This is a genomic window from Pseudomonas imperatae (assembly GCF_057128625.1).
Genome location: NZ_JBSKHP010000004.1, coordinates 174,676 through 193,569 on the forward strand (window position 1 = coordinate 174,676; position 18,894 = coordinate 193,569).

The 18,894-nt window shown below is 60.5% G+C and carries 18 protein-coding genes and 1 pseudogene; 10 read left to right on the top strand and 9 right to left on the bottom strand.

The genetic code is table 11. The features are described from left to right. Positions 1-486 precede the first annotated feature (486 nt). The gene (locus ACWKWX_RS07195) at positions 487-1,233 is read left to right on the top strand and encodes a DsbA family protein (protein ID WP_483827349.1); all 747 of its coding nucleotides are present in this window, start codon (positions 487-489) and stop codon (positions 1,231-1,233) included. 27 nt (positions 1,234-1,260) lie between these two features. On the opposite strand, the gene ACWKWX_RS07200 is transcribed toward ACWKWX_RS07195, so the two are convergent. The 5 genes from ACWKWX_RS07200 to dosP form a co-directional block, all read right to left on the bottom strand. Beyond that, a complete protein-coding gene (locus tag ACWKWX_RS07200; RefSeq protein WP_483827436.1) occupies positions 1,261-1,884 on the bottom strand; it encodes an IbrB-like domain-containing protein in 624 nt (207 codons plus the stop codon). Then, positions 1,775-2,326, bottom strand: a complete 552-nt coding sequence (locus tag ACWKWX_RS07205) for a GNAT family N-acetyltransferase (RefSeq protein ID WP_483827350.1) — start codon at positions 2,324-2,326, stop codon at positions 1,775-1,777. The genes ACWKWX_RS07200 and ACWKWX_RS07205 overlap by 110 nt, the downstream gene beginning before the upstream one ends. Beyond that, positions 2,323-3,549: a phosphoadenosine phosphosulfate reductase gene (locus ACWKWX_RS07210; protein WP_483827351.1), complete on the bottom strand. Its 1,227-nt coding sequence runs from the start codon at positions 3,547-3,549 to the stop codon at positions 2,323-2,325. The genes ACWKWX_RS07205 and ACWKWX_RS07210 overlap by 4 nt, the downstream gene beginning before the upstream one ends. 26 nt (positions 3,550-3,575) lie before the next feature. Next, positions 3,576-4,304, bottom strand: coding sequence for a TetR/AcrR family transcriptional regulator (locus ACWKWX_RS07215; protein WP_483827352.1), 729 nt, complete (start codon positions 4,302-4,304; stop codon positions 3,576-3,578). A gap of 269 nt (positions 4,305-4,573) precedes the next feature. After that, positions 4,574-7,138, bottom strand: coding sequence for an oxygen-sensing cyclic-di-GMP phosphodiesterase DosP (gene dosP, locus ACWKWX_RS07220; RefSeq protein ID WP_483827353.1), 2,565 nt, complete (start codon positions 7,136-7,138; stop codon positions 4,574-4,576). Positions 7,139-7,951: 813 nt separating this feature from the next. Here dosP and ACWKWX_RS07225 point away from each other — a divergent pair. Further along, positions 7,952-9,457: a methyl-accepting chemotaxis protein gene (locus tag ACWKWX_RS07225; protein WP_483827437.1), complete on the top strand. Its 1,506-nt coding sequence runs from the start codon at positions 7,952-7,954 to the stop codon at positions 9,455-9,457. Positions 9,458-9,509: 52 nt separating this feature from the next. Here ACWKWX_RS07225 and ACWKWX_RS07230 read toward each other — a convergent pair whose 3' ends face one another. Next, a complete protein-coding gene (locus tag ACWKWX_RS07230; RefSeq protein ID WP_483827438.1) occupies positions 9,510-10,388 on the bottom strand; it encodes a LysR substrate-binding domain-containing protein in 879 nt (292 codons plus the stop codon). Positions 10,389-10,511: 123 nt separating this feature from the next. Between ACWKWX_RS07230 and ACWKWX_RS07235 the strand changes: the two are divergent. The 8 genes and pseudogenes from ACWKWX_RS07235 (at position 10,512) to ACWKWX_RS07270 (ending at position 17,494) form a co-directional block, all read left to right on the top strand. After that, a pseudogene (locus ACWKWX_RS07235) lies at positions 10,512-11,287 on the top strand (2OG-Fe dioxygenase family protein). Between the two features lie 56 nt (positions 11,288-11,343). After that, a complete protein-coding gene (locus ACWKWX_RS07240) occupies positions 11,344-11,961 on the top strand; it encodes a LysE family translocator (protein WP_483827354.1) in 618 nt (205 codons plus the stop codon). Positions 11,962-11,973: 12 nt separating this feature from the next. Further along, on the top strand, positions 11,974-12,594 hold the full coding sequence (thrH, locus tag ACWKWX_RS07245) for a bifunctional phosphoserine phosphatase/homoserine phosphotransferase ThrH (RefSeq protein ID WP_483827355.1): 621 nt from the start codon (positions 11,974-11,976) through the stop codon (positions 12,592-12,594). Positions 12,595-12,817: 223 nt separating this feature from the next. Then, positions 12,818-13,267 carry a TIGR03757 family integrating conjugative element protein gene (locus ACWKWX_RS07250; RefSeq protein ID WP_483827356.1) on the top strand — a complete coding sequence of 150 codons (450 nt, stop codon included), beginning with the start codon at positions 12,818-12,820 and terminating at the stop codon, positions 13,265-13,267. Further along, positions 13,264-14,208, top strand: a complete 945-nt coding sequence (locus tag ACWKWX_RS07255) for a TIGR03756 family integrating conjugative element protein (protein WP_483827357.1) — start codon at positions 13,264-13,266, stop codon at positions 14,206-14,208. The genes ACWKWX_RS07250 and ACWKWX_RS07255 overlap by 4 nt, the downstream gene beginning before the upstream one ends. Before the next feature lies 1 nt (position 14,209). Continuing rightward, positions 14,210-15,616 carry an integrating conjugative element protein gene (locus ACWKWX_RS07260; protein ID WP_483827358.1) on the top strand — a complete coding sequence of 469 codons (1,407 nt, stop codon included), beginning with the start codon at positions 14,210-14,212 and terminating at the stop codon, positions 15,614-15,616. Continuing rightward, positions 15,613-15,963: a hypothetical protein gene (locus tag ACWKWX_RS07265; RefSeq protein WP_483827359.1), complete on the top strand. Its 351-nt coding sequence runs from the start codon at positions 15,613-15,615 to the stop codon at positions 15,961-15,963. The genes ACWKWX_RS07260 and ACWKWX_RS07265 overlap by 4 nt, the downstream gene beginning before the upstream one ends. A gap of 13 nt (positions 15,964-15,976) precedes the next feature. Next, the gene (locus tag ACWKWX_RS07270) at positions 15,977-17,494 is read left to right on the top strand and encodes a conjugal transfer protein TraG N-terminal domain-containing protein (protein WP_483827360.1); all 1,518 of its coding nucleotides are present in this window, start codon (positions 15,977-15,979) and stop codon (positions 17,492-17,494) included. Between the two features lie 8 nt (positions 17,495-17,502). Here ACWKWX_RS07270 and ACWKWX_RS07275 read toward each other — a convergent pair whose 3' ends face one another. The 3 genes from ACWKWX_RS07275 to ACWKWX_RS07285 all read right to left on the bottom strand — a co-directional run bounded on the left by ACWKWX_RS07275 (position 17,503) and on the right by ACWKWX_RS07285 (position 18,691). After that, entirely contained in the window at positions 17,503-17,883 is a 381-nt protein-coding gene (locus tag ACWKWX_RS07275) for a DUF3742 family protein (RefSeq protein ID WP_483827361.1), read from the bottom strand. Between the two features lie 134 nt (positions 17,884-18,017). Continuing rightward, on the bottom strand, positions 18,018-18,440 hold the full coding sequence (locus ACWKWX_RS07280) for a PIN domain-containing protein (protein WP_483827362.1): 423 nt from the start codon (positions 18,438-18,440) through the stop codon (positions 18,018-18,020). Beyond that, positions 18,437-18,691, bottom strand: coding sequence for a FitA-like ribbon-helix-helix domain-containing protein (locus tag ACWKWX_RS07285; protein ID WP_483827363.1), 255 nt, complete (start codon positions 18,689-18,691; stop codon positions 18,437-18,439). Before ACWKWX_RS07285 ends, ACWKWX_RS07280 begins: the two co-directional genes overlap by 4 nt. Positions 18,692-18,894 lie beyond the last annotated feature (203 nt).

Here is an 18,894-nt window from a genome sequence, read left to right on the forward strand (position 1 = left end):
CAATTCAGTACGGCAATTCAACTAATTCCGTAATGCCACTACAAAGTCTTCTACTTTAAGAAGGGATTTCGCACCAACCAAGTGCATTTCCAACTCTTTGGCTGTTATAATATTGATAATGGGTGATTCCCATCGCAGACCGCCCAAGCTGCAAGCCCCTCCTGAGCACCGTTTTTCTCTCCCTGGCGCTGTCAGTTGCATGACCGGAACGGGATGTTTTATTTGCATATCGACTGGTTCGGCCCGAACTTGAACCGCAGTGCAATCCATTCAGACAGCATCGACCTCTGACCCGGAGACACCGGCACCGGACCATTTGGGCATCGGCTTTCATGCATCGTGGCCAGATAGACGCACCGGACCAACAACAACCCGGTTCGCTCAAGTTCGCTTTGTTTGCATCAGGAACGGGACGGTTGTGTTCGACTGTGGTGACGAACCGGCGTGAAGCAACCCGACCTTGCGGTGGGCGATCAGGAACCTGTCATGCAATCTTCTCTTTTCTCTCGTTTTCCCTTTCGCCGCATGCTGGGGCCCCTGATGGCTCTTGCATTCACCTTGTTGTTTGTGGCGATCTGGTATTTGGCGAGCCAATCCGGCTCACCTGCAAAAACCAGTGCGGACAACGCCGTCTCGCAAAGTTTTCAAGCGGGACCGCCATGGCGGTACGGCAGCGCCGACGCACGCTTTACACTGGTTCTGTACGCCGATCTGGAATGCCCATACTGCAAGAGCTACTACCCACTGCTCAAAGCATGGGTCGATCGGAACCCCGAGACGAACCTGCAATGGCATCATCTGCCGCTCCCCATGCACGAGCCGGCAGCGACACGGCAGGCCCGACTGGCAGAATGCGCGGGTGAAGCCGAAGGCCACGCCGCGTTCTGGCAGGCAGTCACCTGGATCTACCAGCAAACCCGTAGCGACGGGGCCGGCATACCTGACAACGTGCGTTACCCGGCACTCACGCCGGCAATGCAGACCTGCCTGGACAGCACGCGCACCGAGGCAATCATTCAGGCGCAAGCCAACGAAGGTTCGCGTGATGGCGTCACCGCCACCCCGACACTGAGGCTCAGCGACAACCAGAGCGGTCGTACACTTGTCCTGCCCGGTCCCGTGGAAGGCGATGCGCTGTTGTCCGCGCTGGATTTGCTAGCCGCCGATGGTGATACCGACCAGGGCACGAACGTCGAGGCCCCCGCCGATGCGGTCAGCAACGCGCCAAGGTGACCTGCGTTTCCCAAGGCAAAGCAGCCTCTAATCCCATGACCTGGAGTAGTCATGGTCCTTGAACAAGCCAGGCAGGCCGGATACCTGCTTGAACCGCAGTACCTCGTCATCGTCCATGCCCAGCTCGCGGGCTACGTCGACCTCGCTCCATCCGGCCTGCAAGAGCTTGACCACGATGTCGGTCATCGGCAGCACCGAATGGACCCCGCGGGCACGGTTGTGGCGGATGGTGGCTGCGATCCGGTCAGCGGTAGCGGCGCGCCCGTTTCGGATCGTGACCACCGGCAGGTAGCCGTGCAGCCGCTTCCTGATCGGACCCTGCTTCTTTCCGATCTTCTGGCGGTGGAAACCGTCGACCACGACATGGCTCTCCTCCTGCTCGCGATGAGTGACGATGGGCTGGGTGAAGCCATCCGCGTCGATCGACAATTCGAGCAGCTTCATTTCCGGCGTCGCGACGGAATTCGGGTTGTAGTCATTGGCCTCGACCTGTTCCCCCCGCACCCACTGCACGCAGTCCACCGGCTCATCGGCGAACGGGCTATGCTCGTGCAGCCGCAGACGGATCTGGTTGATGGCTTCGACTCTCCTCGCCAGTGGCAGGCTGTCCAGTTCGGTGAACAGGGCTTCGGCCCGATTCGTCAGGTTGATTACTTGCGGCATATTTCTGTCTCTCCAAAGTCACCCAGCTTCCGCGGGAGGACTGAACGTTGAATCCGTGAGGTTCGAGGAACCTTGCAGTAGTCTGCTGCACGCGCGCCGTGCAGCTCAGGCCCAGCCCATCGACATGCTGCAGAACCTGGCGGCGTAGCTCACCGAACAACCCCCGGCCTCGCGCCTCGGCGCGCAGGTAGCCCTCGCGCAGGCGCACGATATCGGAGCGCTGCTCGATGCTGATGAAGCCCAGAACGCGAACCTCGCCCTTGCGGCGGACAATGAACCAGCGATACAGCGGTCCATCGTTGAGCGGATAGCCCCCGCATTCGCGCCGAACGCTCGGGCTGGCGAAGAAGTACCCCATATGGGAAAAGAACGCCGCCTCGCCATCGGCCGAACGTATCTGGGTAAAGTCGTATTTTGCGAAGGTCTTCATGATGATTGCCCCTCGATCAGCGCCAGCGTGTCGATGTCCTGGCGGGCGAAACCGAAGGACAGTGATCGCGCCATATCCTGCTTGAGCAGCGACAGCGCGACACGACGCCAGGAGGGCTGCGCCTTACGGTTTTCCAGCTCAGGAATGCCGGCATCGGGCCAGGAAGACAGCGGGTAGTTGTGCTTCTCCCACCAGTCGATGAAGACTCCGATACGGCGCTGATAGACCTGACGCAGCGGCCCCGGCATACTTCGCAGCAGGAATTCACAGTATTGCCGCCAGGTCTCGAAAGTCGGTGGCAACCCCATCCCGCCGCGATAGCCGAGGAATCGCTGCCGGCTGTACCGCGCGGCGTAGTTCGCGCCGGCGACACGTTGCACGACGCGGAACCAGGTTTCCGGCTCCAGCTTGTGAAACAGGTCGAGCCCCTTGCGCTGATCATCGCCATAGGGCTGGCAAATACGCATCTGCGAAAACGGAACGCCCGCCAGATGCATGCGATCGTAGAGCCGGTTGTAGGCGTGGCCATGCTCGGCGACGTACCGCCAGAGGTCCTCGAACCGCCAGTCGTAGATGGGAAAGAAGGTGACGGCGCGGCTGTCCGGTTGGTCCTTTGCGCTCCACTGGACCGGCGTATGCGAACCAGGGGGCGTCCAGGCGCGTTTCTTCACCCTGGCGCGGCGCTTGACCGCCAGAAAGCGATTGAGCGATTCGTCGGACCGGATGCCGACCAGAAAGGCGGTCGGAACATCCTGAGCAAGCCACTCGTCAAACTCGGGAACGAATTCCTCGAACTCCATGCGATGGCGGTAGAAGGGAAACTGGCCGGGATCGTTGATGACGGCCGGATGGGTTGGCATCGGCCTGATCCAGTCCGCCTCGCGGCCCGGTTCCCAGGCGCACCAGTAAGGCTCCTGCAGGCTGGAAGCATTGCGCAGATTGATCGGCAGGCAAATCCACCAGGGGCGCACGTCATCGCGGCTGAACATCTCCTCGACATGATCGATCGTCGCCTGATACTGTCCTTCGAGATCGATGAACAGCGCATCGACCGGGCCGCGCCCCATCTCACGGGCGACCTCGAGCGCAAGGTGGAGCGTGACAGAGCTGTCCTTGCCGCCGGAGAAGGCCACACATACGCGCTCGAAATTCTCGAAGATCAGCCGGATACGGGCCTTGGCCGCATCATAGACATTGATGTCATAGTAGTTCTTGGTGCTCATCCCCGCCCGTTTCTCTCAATATGATTTCATGTGTTCCGATGCCGCCGCCTGCCATCGGAACCGGAATGCTTGCGCGTCGGACGAACTGGCAAGCGCTGTGAAGGCAGATCCAACCCCATCAAGGCCAGTGTGCTGGCAACATGATCGGCGAGGCTTCCGAACTCATCGCTCTCCTGTCGACCCAAAAGGGCCCGCAAATGCAGATCGCTCAGAATCGCCCCAAAGATCGAGCTGGTCAGCCAATTCGCGTCATACGCGAGCAATCTCTCGTCCGCACGCTGTAGCTCTTTCAGGCCATCTGCGAGGTAGGCCTGCACCCGCATCACGATCCGCGACCAGAAATCGACGACCAGCTCCGGATGGTTCCCGGCCTCCGAAACGATCAGCCGGGTGATCCTGACCTGCCGTTCGGACAACGCGAACCGAGCCATCTCCAGGAGACGGTCGTGCAGTTCCACGATCAGGGCATCCCGGCCGGCCACCGCCGGCACATGTGGGCGCTTTCCCGAAAAGCCCTCCACGTCGCCAATCACCGCAGTGAACAGCTCGCGCTTGTCCGCGTAGAAGGCGTAAAGCGTCCGCTTGGACATGCCGGCCTCGCGAGCCATCTCCTCCATCGTTGCCGCCCCGTAGCCGACGCGGGCGAAGACCCGTTCGGCCGCCTCAAGGATGCGTTTGCAACGCTCTTCTGCGGAGAAGACAGAGGGACGCCCCGTGCGAGATTTTTCGCCGGGGGCAGAGATAACGGCGGGCATCAGCGGTTCCGATATGGCAGATTGATACTTACAAAACGATACTGTTTTATTATGCACTGTGCAACCGCAACAGGCCGGAGGCCTGTGGCTTTCTGCCTGGTTGCACTTTCGCCCCGCCTCGGGACGTTGGCCGGGGGGCGCGATGCACCTGATGAAGGCGGCGGCGGACGCTCAGGCGAGGGCCCCCCAATGAGGCATCGATGAGACGCGCATTCTTCCGACGAAAGACACCGGCCGCCTGCCGGCACCTCAGTTTGCCGTGACGTCCTTTAGCCCCGCACCGGGGCATCGACCACGTTTCTTATCCAGTTGGGAATGTCAGCCGGAGCCAGCGGGCGAGAGAACAGGTAGCCCTGGATCACCGGGCAATGGTGCGCCTTGAGCAGTTCCCGCTGCGCCTCGGTTTCCACGCCTTCTGCGACTACGGTCAGATGCAGGTTCTGTCCAATGCCAATCACGGCCATCACCAGGGATTGAAGGCGACTTTCCTGCAAGCACTTGTCGATGAAGCTGCGGTCGATCTTGACCTCGGTGACAGGCAGGTTCGCCAGATTGGAGAGGCTGGAGAAGCCCGTGCCGAAATCGTCCACCGACAGACCGACACCGAGCGCACGGATGCCGTGGACGACTTCCAGCATTCCGGCGGTCAACGCCATGGCGGCGCTCTCGGTGATCTCGATGGTCAGGCACTCACCAGGCAATGCATATTGGCGCAGAAGACTGGCTACGAAATCCGGCAGACCAGCACCTCGGAAACTGAGGGGAGACAGGTTGACCGATACGACTGGCACCAGCACCCCCTCATCACGCCATGCAGCCATCTGCCGGCATGCCTCGCGTAGCGCCCATCGGCCGATGGCTTCGATCTCCCCGATTTCCTCGGCGAGGCTGATGAACCGGCTCGGCGGGATGACACCAAACTCTGGATCACGCCAGCGTGCCAGCGCTTCCAGGCCATAGAGTTCGCCGCTGTCGGGTCGGACTTGCGGCTGGTACTCCAGGCGCAAGCAATTCCCGGCAATTGCCCGTCGCAGAGCCGCCCCAAGCAGAAATCGGTCGCGCGCCAGTTGATTCATCCCTGAGCTGAAAAACAGAGAAGAGCCTCCCCCGACCGCCTTTACCCGCCCCATCGCGCTCTTGGCGTTTTGCAGCAAGTCGTCGCGATTGCGACTGCTCTCGGGGTATACGCTTATGCCGATGCTGACCTTCGGATCGAGGGTAAAGCCCGAAAGATCCATCGGCTCACAAGCTATCGCATGGAGATGATCGGCCACAAGTGCAGCCCGATGTACATTACAATCAGGCACGACCAACACAAACATATCGCCCTCGACACGAGCGAGGAATTGGCCGTCATCCAGATGCGAGTTGAGGCGATTGCCCATTTCCACCAGCAACAGGTCACCTGCAGCATGCCCGAGGGTTTCGTTGATGTCTTTGAAACGGTCCACCCCCAAATAGAAGAAAGCGATCTCCCGCCCAGGACCGGACAAGAGCAACTCGTCGATATGCTGACGCAGCAGGCTTCGGTTCGGCAGGCCGGTGAGGATGTCGTACCGAACCAGTTGATTGACCCGTTGCTGGTTCTCCTCGCGCTCGATCGCCAGGGCGCAAAGGTGGACGCTGGCATCGGCGATACGCTCAAGATGCGTATCCGGATGCCCCCCCTGGCGGAAGTAGAACGCAAACGTTCCGGCGACGCTGCCATCGCGGCGCTTGACCGGATAGGTCCAGCAAGCCTTGTAGCCATGGGGCAACATCTGATGCTTGTAAGGAGCCCATAGGGGATCGGTCTCGATGTCGTAGACCATCACCGGTTCGCCGCGATGCGCCGCGGTCCCGCAACCAGCCACGCCTTCTCCGATTTCGACACCTTCCCAATCCGGACCATAGGATGCATGGAAGCTGGGCGCCGCCCAGGGCCGCAATTTGCGCGCCGCCACGCGGCAGACCGAGACAAGCACGCCCGGCGCGATCGACTCGATCCTCCGGCAGAAATAATCACCCAGTTCTTCAAACGACAAGCTGCTGGTCAACGCCGTCAGTACGTCGCGTTCCAGATCGCGGATTTGCCGTTCCTCGGTGATATCGGTGATGACATCGACGGAGTACCCGCGAAAGCCATCGTTGTCATGGCCGGCAATAGGGGTGCTGGACACGCGAATCCATGTTTCCTTGCCATCCCTGGAAATGACCAGGGCGTCGTCCTGCAAAGGCTGCTGTCCCCATGGTCGGGAATGAAAATGCCTGAATTCATCCTCGGGCATGTTGGGGCTGGTCAGGAAGGAGGACGGCTCCCGCCCCAGCACCTCATCCATCTCATATCCCCAAAGTTCGGTGAACGCGCGATTGACGTGCGCGATCCGTCGCTCTGCGTTCAGGACCAGCACCGGACGGTCAGTATTGTTGACCGCGATCAGCAGCATCCGGTTCTGCTCTCGCATCGCAACTTCATCCGATACGTCGCGCACCAGCGCCAGGTAGTGGATTCGCCCCTCAACGTCGATCTTCGACAGTGAGAACATGGCCCACACCTGTTGGCCGTCCTTGCGCTCCATGAGAACTTCGCGGCTCATGCCAGCCACCTTGGGCAACCCGCCCTCACGGTTCTTGCGCACGTAGCCGCCATGGACCCCATGAAGACTCTTGGGTAGCAGGGGAAGCATGTTCTTTCCCAGGACCTCGTGGCGTTCGTACCCCCAGAGCCGCTCGGCGGCCTGGTTGAAGAAAAGGACGCAATCGTTCTCATCAACAAGCACTGCTGCCACAATCGACTGCTCCAGCGCAGGAAGCAGTATGGGATTGCCATCAGGAACCAGGCTTTCCATCTTCATCATCGCATCCTTCATACAAGCCCGCAGCAGTGGCTCCTGGCCCTGTCTCTGCGGTATGAGACCGTGTTTCGTCCGAACCCCGGTCGTCATGGCCAGGCTCTGCAGGTTGGTTTTCGAGTAAGGCAGATCCGCTCGGATATCGAAGCCTGCTTGCCCCCCAATAAGCGCATGCCCCTCATAGGCAGAGCATAAAAGATCGCGTGGTCTTCGATCTTGAATAATGTATCGGCAAGGGTGTTGGAGATCTTGAACGCGATTCGACTATCATCCAGTCAGCGCCTCCGCTCCACTACCTTTCCCGACGTCTTCGGAAAACGAGACCAATCCTCCGGTAAAGCGGCAGCAAAACTGAATATAGCCCCTTCTACCATAGACATCATTAACTAAATCAGACGAAAAACTTTGCTTTTATTTCGATGATCCGTTGGTCATCATGACCTGTTGAAATTAAAATTCACGCTGAAAAGTCAGCGACTCAATTCTTATTGACAGAATTGCGCCCAGCGAAATCAAGACCGGGCACCTATAATTAGGTGTGATCCGACGTCCAGAACGTCGGCCTTCGCACGTTACCCAAAAAGCCCGGCATCCGAACCCAACGATACTCATCCCGGTTATTGATAAGGACCGAGGGTGAGCCGTTGTCGTTCTTTCGTTTGCCTTTCCCAAGAGGATAAAAAAATAACTACTTTAGATACACGGCACTCTCTGCCTGCGCCGAAAACGGACGGCTGGAAACAAAACTCGATTAGCGGATATGCAACGCACGCCAGTTCTCAGCAGGAATTCGAATTTCCCGATGACGTAACGCTGATGTCTACCACCGACACGAGCAGCCACGTCACCTACGCCAATGAGGCCTTCCTTCGGGTCAGCGGCTTCACCCGCGATGAACTCCTCGGTCAGCCCCACAATATCGTTCGGCACCGGGATACGCCGAGAGAGGCCTTCGCCGACATGTGGGCGACACTCAAGGCCGGGGATGCCTGGACGGCGCTGGTGAAGAACCGCCGGGCGAATGGTGATTACTACTGGGTTCGGGCAAACGTCACCCCGATTCGGCGAGACGGCGGGATCGTAGGCTACATGTCGGTGCGCACACGCCCCGATCGGGTGGAAATCGAGGCCGCATCATCGCTGTACAGGCGGTTTACAAAAGGCACTGCCCGCGGACTGGCCTTCCACAAGGGCCTGATCGTTCGCACCGGTCTGCTGGGATGCATGCGCTGGGGGCAGATCATGCCGGTGCGCTGGCGGCTCAGGTTCGGCCTCGCAGGCGTCGTCGCATCGACCGTGGCAGGTAGCCTGATGGTCGGCGGCATGGACAGTCTGCTGGCGCCGGCGTTGTCCGCCACCGCTGGCGCATGCCTTGCCGGTCTCTGGCTGGAAAGGCGGATCGCAAAACCACTGATCGCAACGCTCGATCAGGCGAAGGCTGCTGCTGCCGGGCAACCCAGCGCCAACATGAACATGAACCGCGTCGATGAAATCGGAATGATCATGCGCGCGGTCAACCAGGCAGGCTTGAACCTGCGATCACTCGTGGACGATGTGGCGACACAAACCGGCGGCCTGCATCAATCCAGCGAGCAGGTAGCCAACGGCAACGAGGATCTTGCCAGGCGCGTTGGCGATACGCAGGCCAGACTGCATGAGACTGCCGCCGCCGCAGAGCAGATCACGGCTGCCGTTGAGCAAAGCGCAGGCAATGCACGCTCGGCCAGTGACCTGTCGACCGGCGCCCGGCATGCCGCCGAACAAGGCAGGGAGGTAGTGAATAAGGTTGTTCAGTCAATGGCGGGTATCGCGGCCGCATCGACGGAAATCGGCGAGATCAACAACCTGATCAACAGCATAGCCTTCCAGACGAACATCCTGGCATTGAACGCGGCCGTCGAGGCGGCGCGTGCGGGGGAAGTGGGAAGAAGTTTCGCAGTCGTGGCAGGAGAAGTCCGCAGTCTGGCGCAGCGCTCGGCAGTTGCTGCAGCTGACATCAAGGCCCTGATCGACAAAAGCGTGCAACAGACCGCCGAAGGTTCGAAGCTTGCTGCACAGGCCGGCACTGCAATCGGGAATGTCGTATCAGAGGTTGAGCGCGTCAACACGCTGATAGCGGAAATATCGACCAGCGCGCAGGAGCAAAGCACGGGTGTTGCCCAGATCAGCCGGGCCGTGGTCGACCTGGAACGTATCGCTATGCAGAACGCGGAACTGGTTGGAGAATCATCCGACTCGGCTCGGGATCTGTTCGCTCATACCGCGATGCTTACCAACACCATTCACGTTTTCGAACAGAACCGGCGTCAGCAGACGGTATAGCACTAACCGGCGCGCAGACCGGCGTCACAAGGAAGGTCCCGGTCTTGCCGGTTCACTCCCTGATAGCGGAAAGGCTCGCAGCCGCCTCTGCCATCAACCAGGTCTTGAAACGCGCGCGCTTTTCATCCTGGTCGAGTGGTTGAGGCGACAGCAGGCAATAGCAGGACCCGTCCCGGATGAAGCCGTAGGGGGCGTGCAACTGCCCGCTCTGCAGTTCGTCCTGCACCATCAGGAACGAGACCATCGCCATCCCCAGGCCCGAAACCGCTGCCTGAACACACAAGTAGAAGTGCTCGTAGTCGACCCTGATACTCCCCTTCGTGGAAACCCCTGACAGCCGCTGCCAGGTCGACCACGCCTTTGGCCGCGTCCCCGAGTGCAGGAGGCGCACGCCATCCAGTTGCTCTTTGCGGCTCTTCTTCGCCCTGCTGACCGGGCCCATCCACTCGTCGCAGATTTTTTCTGCGTGAACGTCCTGACCCCAACGGAAATCGTCGCGGCGCAGCGCCAGATCGACGCCCGCCCGCGCGAAGTCGATCGGTCCGCCGGCGGCGACCAGATGCAAGTTGATGTCGGGGTTCTGCTTGTGAAACGCGGGCAGCCGCGGGATCAGCCATTTCATGGCGATGGTCGGCTCGCAGGACAACACCAGCACCTCTTCCCGTGCAGACTGCTGCAATCGGTATACAGCGCCTTCGAGCTGTTCGAACACCGCGAAGGTGGTCGCGTGCAACGAGCGTCCGGCCGCATTGAGGAAGATCGCCCGGTTGCGCCGCTCGAACAGTTCGACGCCCAGCGCCTCCTCCAGCAGCCGCACCTGCCGGCTGACCGCACCGTGCGTCACATGCAGTTGCTCGGCCGCCTTCACGAAGCTGCCGGTTTGTGCTGCCGCCTCGAAAAAGCGGAATGAAGCCAATGATGGAAGTTTCATATACGCGATGAAATCTGACAGATTTCTCTCAAGATAAATCGCTTTTTTCTCCAGCACAAGCACTCAATAATTCAATAGGCACAACACGAGAACCCAATGAAAACATAAATACAGGGGTGGGATATGGAGAAATCGACGTCTGAAGCAGCGATTGCGCAAACGCAACTGAAACATGCCAGCGCCCACGACCGCACAAACGATCTGTGCGAAATCATCGCCAAAAAGGACTACATCATAATGCCATCCGAAACGGTGCGATCGCTGCTCTCTGCTGAGGATGAAAGCGCGCTGGCCGACTGGGCGGAGTTCCAGGAGAGCTGGAACCGCCTGGAACAGGATCAGTTCATGAAGGACGGCGGGACGTACCGGTTTCGACGTCATGGCGTTTACAGCGCCACGCCGGCTTCCGGTGTTCAGCTTGAGCCGCCGCAGCCTCACTACCAAAGCGTCACGTACAACACCCTCAACGGCGGGATTGCCCGACATTTCGCGCCCATCGAACCATCGATCGCGTCGGGCAAGGTCTTGATGTCGGCGCTGGAACTGTGCCGCGTCACGTTCAGCGGCCTGGCGCCGTTCAACGATTGGCATATCGAAGTTCATCAGTTCCGGATCGTTGCCACCAGCGCGGAGGCATTGCCTACTCCCGAGGCATCCACCGGGACGGTGTGAGCTTCGTCTTCATGATGCTGGTCAACCGTGTCAACGTCCTCAATGGCGAGACCGGCATCTACGACAGGGATCGCCAGGAACTTGCCCGCTACACCCTGGCCGATTCTCTCGACGCAGCCATCGTCAATGACGAACGCACGATGCATGGGGTAACGCCCATCCTTGCGGATGATCCAGCCCGGCTGGGCTATCGCGACGTCCTCGTCATCACCTTCAACAAGCGCTGAGACCGCCTGCGGAACGAACCGATCGTTCCGCAGGCTCCCAATGGAGTTCCAAACCTATGAATGAACTGATTGCAGTAGCCACCATCACCATTCTGGCGGTCATCAGTCCCGGTCCCGATTTCGCGATGGTCACCCGAAACAGCTATGCCTTCGGCTCTCGCACCGGCCTGATTTCGGCATTCGGCATTGCCTGCGGCGTGCAGGTCCATGTGATGTACACGGTGCTGGGCATCGCGGTGGTGATCGTCAATTCACCCCTGCTGTTCCTGGGCATGAAAGTGCTGGGAGCCTCTTACCTGATCTATCTCGGATACAAGTCCCTAACCAACAAAACGGTGCTGAAGCTGGAGGAAGCATCCGGTTCCGCCCCATCATCGCTGGCGGCCTTCCGCATGGGCTTTCTGACCAATGCGCTCAATCCGAAGACCATGCTCTTCGTTGTCGCCACCTATACGCAGGTCGTCCATGCCGGCAGCCCCATGAGCCACAACTTCGCTTACGGCCTGTTCATGTCCGTTTCGCACTGGATCTGGTTCAGCATCGTGGCGCTCTTCTTTGCGGCCCCCGCCATGCGCCGTCGCCTGCTGAACCATCAACTCACCGTCGACAGGATCATCGGGGTCGCGCTGATCGCGCTGGGTGCATCGCTGGCTTTCACCAACGTCAGCGCTTGAGAGGGGGATGCGATGAGAATTGCCTGTATCGACCTCGAAGGCGTGCTGATCCCGGAACTGTGGCCACGGATCGCGAAGGCCAGCGGCGTTGAGGCCCTGTCCATCACGACGCGGGAAGAACCGGACTATCCGGCGCTGATGCGCTGGCGGATCGATCATCTGCGAAAACATGGACTGCGCCTTCGCGACGTGCAGGCCATCCTTGCCGATATCCAGCCATACCCTGAAGCCCGTGATTTCCTGCACCAGCTTGAACAGCACGGCGGCTATCGGGTACACATCGTTTCGGATTGCTTCCACGAGCTGGCGGGGAACCTGCTCGATGCGCTGGGCTCTCCGGCGACATTCTGCCACTCGCTGAAGATAGATCCGGACAACTGGATCACAGGCTGCACGTGGGCCGATCGCAATGGCAAGGAAGATCATGTCGCTCGCCTGCTGAAACAGGGTTCCCATGTTCTGGCCGCGGGTGACGCCTTCAACGATCTTGCCATGCTGCGCCTGGCTCACGATGGTTTCCTGGTTCGTCCGTCATCGGCGACAGCGGAGGCCGCCGAAGACTTGACTGTGGTGGAACATCTGTCCGAGATCATCACGAGGATCGGCCAGTCGTCAGGCACAGGCATGTCATGACTCGCATGACAATCACCACGGCGCCTACGGTGCCAGTGCTGAGCGACATCACTGCCGGGGTAGCCGTCCCTACCTCGGCATCGACCTCCTTCCGCTGACCATCGTGTTAGACCAGACACGCTAAATGCGGGCACCGCGGGTTTCCGATTGTTGACTGACCCGCGGGCAGGTTCCGGATGAACTCTGAGACTCCACAACGGCAACATGCTTCAGGAGTCCGGACATGCTCAACCCGTTTTGCACCCAATCCGGGCCGATACGCTTTCCATCGGTGGTAGCCAGCGCCTTGTGCATTGCACTCGCCCTGGCCAGCCAGGCGGCCAGCGCCGCCGAGGTGACGGTCTTCACCGACCGGTCCGTCACGCTGAAATCGGCCGACAATGCCAATGTCGTCCGCCTCGACGCAGCACAGGAAATCGAGACCAGCCTCGCGGCCGATCTGCCCGCTGATCCACATCGCGCCCAGGCCATCGTCCAGCAACGCCTCAAGCAGGGCGGCACCCAGTTGCAACGCGATCTTGCCTCCGCCTATCAGGGCGTCGCCGATGCCTGGAGCCTCGCCATTTCCACCGTTCCCGCTGTCGTGGTCGACCGGCGCTACGTCATCTACGGCGAACCGGACGTAGCCAAGGCGGTCGCCCGCATCGAGGCATACCGGAGGACGCAGCCATGAAACGCGCGCGTCGTCTCCGCGCCGCAATTGCGGCCCTCATGCTTGGAACCGCATCGTCGGCCTTCGCACTCAACACGGCCACCATCACGGCTTCGGCCCTGTCTCCGGACTGCCTCGAATACAGGGTCGTCGGGATCTGCTACTGGCTCTTCTGCACCACCTTCGGCTGCTCTGTGCGGACGTCGGTGAAAGTGCGCCACTACGTGCCGGACGCGGTGGTATCCAGCTACGCCAATACTGGCGAGAACCCGTGGCTTGAAGTGCGGGCCATGAGCATGCCGAACACCACGGCGCAGGACGGCGGAGATGGCACGACCAACCAGGACCACGAAAACAACCTGTCGAAATTCAAGAACGCTGACGTGATCGGCCACCCCGGCGGCTCGGTCCTGGGTCAGCTCGCCAGCGCTTCGGGCTATTCCTGCGAAGGTGCCGGCACGGCCTTCATGCCATACCTGCTGAGCACGCTCGACACGGTAGCCTGGCGCTACAACGTGCCGGAGGCCGTCTATCCGGAAGCACTGATCCCCGGCATGCGCGAGATCGGGGCGCGGACCTCCCTCAACCTGTGGGGTGCCGTCTACCCGCGGGGCGGCTTCCTGCATCAGACCGACGACTACAAGAGCGGAGCCGTTGTCGCGCAGCGCGCCGGCGATATCGTCACCCGCCGCGGCCAGATCCACGTCTACCAGCCCCTGCTCGCCACCGCTCGCGACGGCTACTGGCCCGCTGGCGAGCTTGTCGAAGGTGATGCCTCCACGGGCAAGTGGCAGGAACTCACGCCCACGATGACCAACTCGTGCGCCGTCTTCCCCCATTCGAACCAGCGCGTCCAGGCTCAGCAAGGTGACTACGCCTGGGCGCTCTGGCGGCCCTACAGCTGCTGCCAGCGCCGGGGCCAGACTTTCCTTGGCAGCGTCGACTTCGGTGGAGGCTCCTGAGATGACTTCACGTTCTCCCACTCCTGCCGTCCACAAGCATCTCCGCCGGGGCCTGCTCGTTTGCGCGCTGACGGCGGCATGCTCTGGCGCCGTCGCCCAGACGAGCGTCAACGATTACGGCCTGCAGCATCGCGGCAGCGTGATTGGCGACGATGTGCTGTACAGCATCGGCGGCGGCCGGGCCGTATCGATGACGGGCGCGGCCAACATGCGCTCGATCGGCGTTGGCGTTGGCTGGAACAGCAACCTCATTTGCGGCGACATGAGCCTCACCACCACGCTGCAGAACCAGTTGAATGGCATCACCAACGGGTTCCAGACCATCATGTCAAACGTGATCCAGAACGCCACCAGCGCGGTGGCTTCGCTGCCTGCGCTGATCATCCAGCGCGCCGATCCCGGTCTCTATAACCTGCTCACCAACGGCGTCCTGCAAGCCAGGCTCGATTTCGACCGCTCGAAGCTCACCTGCAGGGCGATCGCGAACAGGATGGCCGACATGGCCGGTGGCCAGCTCGGCTGGGACCAACTCGCGGAAGGCATGGCGCTCAAGAAGGCGGTTGCCAGCACCGATGCGGTTTCCGCGATCGAGGAGGCGGAGAGCAGCAAGGGCAATGAGGGCGTGCCATGGGTCGGAGGCGACAATGCCGGCGGTTCGGGCCAGGCGCCTATTCGCGTGGTCGCTGACGTGACGCGCGCCGGCTACAACCTGGTCAACGGCCGTAGCGTCGATGACACCTCGTCCATCGATTCCGGCAGTTGCGGCGACCGGCTGACGTGCCAGACCTGGAGTTCTCCGCAGGCTGCGGTCACCTGGGCCACTCGTGTCCTGGGCGAGCAGGAGCAGCGCACCTGCGAAAGCTGCACCAAGACGCAGACCACGCCCGGCGTCGGGCTGACCCCGCTCATCCAGGAAGAATACGAGACCAAGCTGGAAAGCCTGCAGGAACTGATCTCGGGCAGCCAGTCGATGAGCTTCGACAATCTGCAGAAAGCAAGCAGCACGTCCCTGCCGATCACCCGCGGCGTGATCGAAGCGCTTCGGGATGAGCCGGATCAGGACATCCTGGCAAGGCGCCTCGCTTCCGAAGTTGCGCTCGCCAGCGTGCTGGAAAAAGCCTTGCTGCTTCAGCGCACGCTGCTGACCGGACGGATGGAGCCGAATGTGGCCGCGAACGAAATGGCCCAGGATGCGGTCACGCAGGAGAGCGACATTCTCGATCGCGAGATCAACAACCTCAAGACCGAGCTCGAACTGCGCCGTGAGTTGGCCAACAACTCCCCGATGCAGATCATCCAGCGCCACAGCACCCGGGCCGCAGGTTCGCGCGGCGTCTACCAGGGCGATCCCATCCCCAATCGCCTCGACGAGTTGCAGCGTTCGCAATCGGGAGGAAGCAATCCATGATCCCGGCCTGGCTTCGCATGCGGTGGCTGTTCAATCGCCGTGTCGGTTACGCACTGCTCTGGACGGTCCTGTTGCTCGTTGTGGCGATCGCCATCAACGTGATCGGCATCCGTGTGCTGGGCAGCATCGAGAGGTGGGAGCGCTGGATGGACGACCATACCGGATATTTCCTGGCCTGGCGCCTGCTGCTCTACGTGGGCATCGCCTGGGGATGGCGATGGATGCGCAAACGGGTTCTGGCGCGCGAACCCGACACGGAATCGCATGAACGCCTCATCCGTGTCGAAATCGCCGGTGTGGCGGCTCTGGCCGTTCTCGAAGGCAGCTTGATGCTGCAATCCAATTAGGGCGGAGGACACGATGACGCTCTACACGTCCGACTACCTGGAGTATTACCTCACCCTCGTCGGGTGGATCGTCCACAACGGCATCTGGTCGGTTCTGGTCGCCAGCGGCCTGTTCGCGCTTCCGTTTCTCGCCATCGTGATTCAGGAGTGGCTGAAGGCGCGTGCGGAAGGGGCCGACGAAGGCAACAAGGGCGTGCTCTCCTCGATGCGGATAGAAAACCGGGTGTTCGTCGCCATCGTCGTGATCATGTTCGCCGGCATTCCGTTCATCGACGTGGATCTGAACACCATCAGCTTCGACCAGTCCCGCTCCAGCCAGTGCCAGGTGAACGTTCCCGCACCCAGCGATACCGGCTGGGGCCAGTCATTCACCACGCTCAACAACCAGTCCGCCAAAGTGCCGGTCTGGTGGTTCTTCATGCACTCGATCTCTAAGGCGGTCACGAGCGCCGCCGTCGCGGCGATCCCGTGCGGAACGGACCTGCGGCAGATGAGGATGGACATCGACAACACCCGTATCGACGATCCCCTGCTGGCTCAGGAGGTGACGGATTTCGCACTCAACTGCTACGGCCCGGCGCGGGCCAAGTTGTTCATGAACCGGCCGAACCTCAGCGAGGAGCAGATGGCGGACGTCAGTTGGATCGGCTCCAACTACTTTGTCGACACGCCGGGCTTCTACGACACCTATCGTTCCAGTACGCCTCGCGAGTCCTGGCCTTACGATGAGAGCCGGGATGCGGGGTTGACCGAGGTGCCGAGTGGGGCCGGATACCCGAACTGCCGGGAATGGTGGTCGGATGGCTCAACCGGCCTGCGCGCGCGCCTGCTGGCTCAGGTCGATCCCAATCTGCTTTCGCGCATGGCGAACTGGGCCGGTTTCATCTCCAGGACCGAACTGGACGATTCCGTGATCCGCGCCATCGCCGCCCCACGGCAGCAGAAGCTGAACCAGGGCTCGGTCTACACCGATTACGGTGGACAGATCGACAAGACCTTGCCGAATGTCGTTACGCGGGCTGCGGGAGACGTGGGAATGGCGGTCGGCGCCATCGGACTTTTTCCTGCGATGGATGTCATGCGCCAGGCTTTACCCATGACGCTATCGCTGCTCAAGATGGCGCTCGTGATCTGCATTCCGCTCGTGCTGGTGATCGGCACCTACGACCTGAAAACCCTCGTCACGGTGAGCGTGGTGCAGTTCGCACTGTTCTTCGTCGACTTCTGGTTCCAATTGGCACGCTGGGTCGATTCCACGATCCTGGACGCACTCTATGGCTGGGGATGGGGCTACAACCGTCCGATGACCAATTTCGATCCGGTGATGGGGCTGAACAATGCGTTCGGGGATCTGCTGTTGAACTTCGTCATGGCGACGATGTTCTTGGTATTGCCAGCATTCTGGCTTACCGGACTTGGCTGGGTCGGGATTCGTGCCGGCTACTCGATTCAAGGTCTTGCAGAAGGAACCAAGGGCGCCACACAGGCCGGTTCAAAGGGGGCTGGAGTCATCTCCAGCAAGCTGAAGTAATCCTCTGCTCAAAGGTCTTTTTCATCGGGGAAATCAGGGTGGTCGAAGTCGTTATAGGGCACCGGATCATATCCGGGGGTCTTCCGGAGTTCGTGCAGATCGATGAATGGCCAGTCATCTTCCTCTGCATCAGCACCACACCCAGTTGACCAGGCAACTGCGACAGCAAACAGGAGCGGCAAAGCCAGCCAGAACGCAACGTAGAGGAGAACGCCAAGCACCGCGAGCCTGGCAAGCCACGGGAGAGCCGACGCTAGCAGTCCGGGGACGCCTTGCGCAACCAGCCGGCGAGCAACCTTCTTTTCCAACCGTGTATAACCACGCCAGGCACGCCCCATGCCACTACCGAGCCGGTAGGCCCATCGTTTGTTGTGTGCGTGCGTTGCCATGGTCATATCCTCGTTCTCACTTCTGCATCAGTTCATGGGTGAAATATCTTCCTGTGTCGTTCGCAGACGGATTGGAGGCTCTTCCTCCTTGCATCAGACCTCCGCAAGGGAGCTTTGTTCATTATCTAATAGCGTCATCTACGCTTCCACGGGTCGACTACCGTGATGCCACAGTCCGCGAAGTCCTTGACGTTGCGGGTTGCCAGGCCTGCGCCTCGCGACTTTGCGATCGCCGCGATCATGGCGTCGAACTGGCTGATTGGCTTGCCCGCCAGTTTGCGTGACGTTGCGATTTCCGCGTAGGCATCGGCTGCATCATTGTCGAAGCCCAGCACCTGCCCGGTCATATCCGAAGCGAATATCCCGTGGATCGCGTCCAGCAGCGCGGCTTTGCGCTGACCATCCGGCAGCAGGCGAGCTCCGTATAGCAGTTCCGCCCGCGTCACTGTCGTGGTGAACAGCGCTGAGCGAGGTTGCTCTGCCAGCCACGCCAAGGCAAGCGCATCTGGAGCGGGCCGAAGTGTTTCGGACAGAACATTGGTATCCAGGACAATCATGCACCCAACTCCGGCGGGTTGCGGATGGCCTCTCGGCCCGGCAGTTCCAGATCGATCCCACCCAATGGCTCCACCCGCGCACGGATTGCCTCGACCAGAGAACTCCCACGCGAAGTCTCGGTAGACAACGCGGCCCGCAAAATGTCGCGCGCCTCATCCTCCATCGAGCGGCCGTGCTGGGCGGCCTGTACGCGGAGACGCGCCTTCAACGCCTCATCAATATTGCGGATGGTCATTGTCGTCATCGCCATAGCACACCTCCGTCAGTCATTGATGACATATTAGTCATTGACTAATGAGAATGCAAGACAGATCGACGTCCAGCGACGACGGCTACTCGTTGCACGATCGGGCTGATCAGCGCACGAAAAATTGCGACCTACAGCAGTCAGATTAGATTTTGCAGGAAAAATATACCATGAAGCTATTTTTCATGCGACATTCCTGTCAGTCA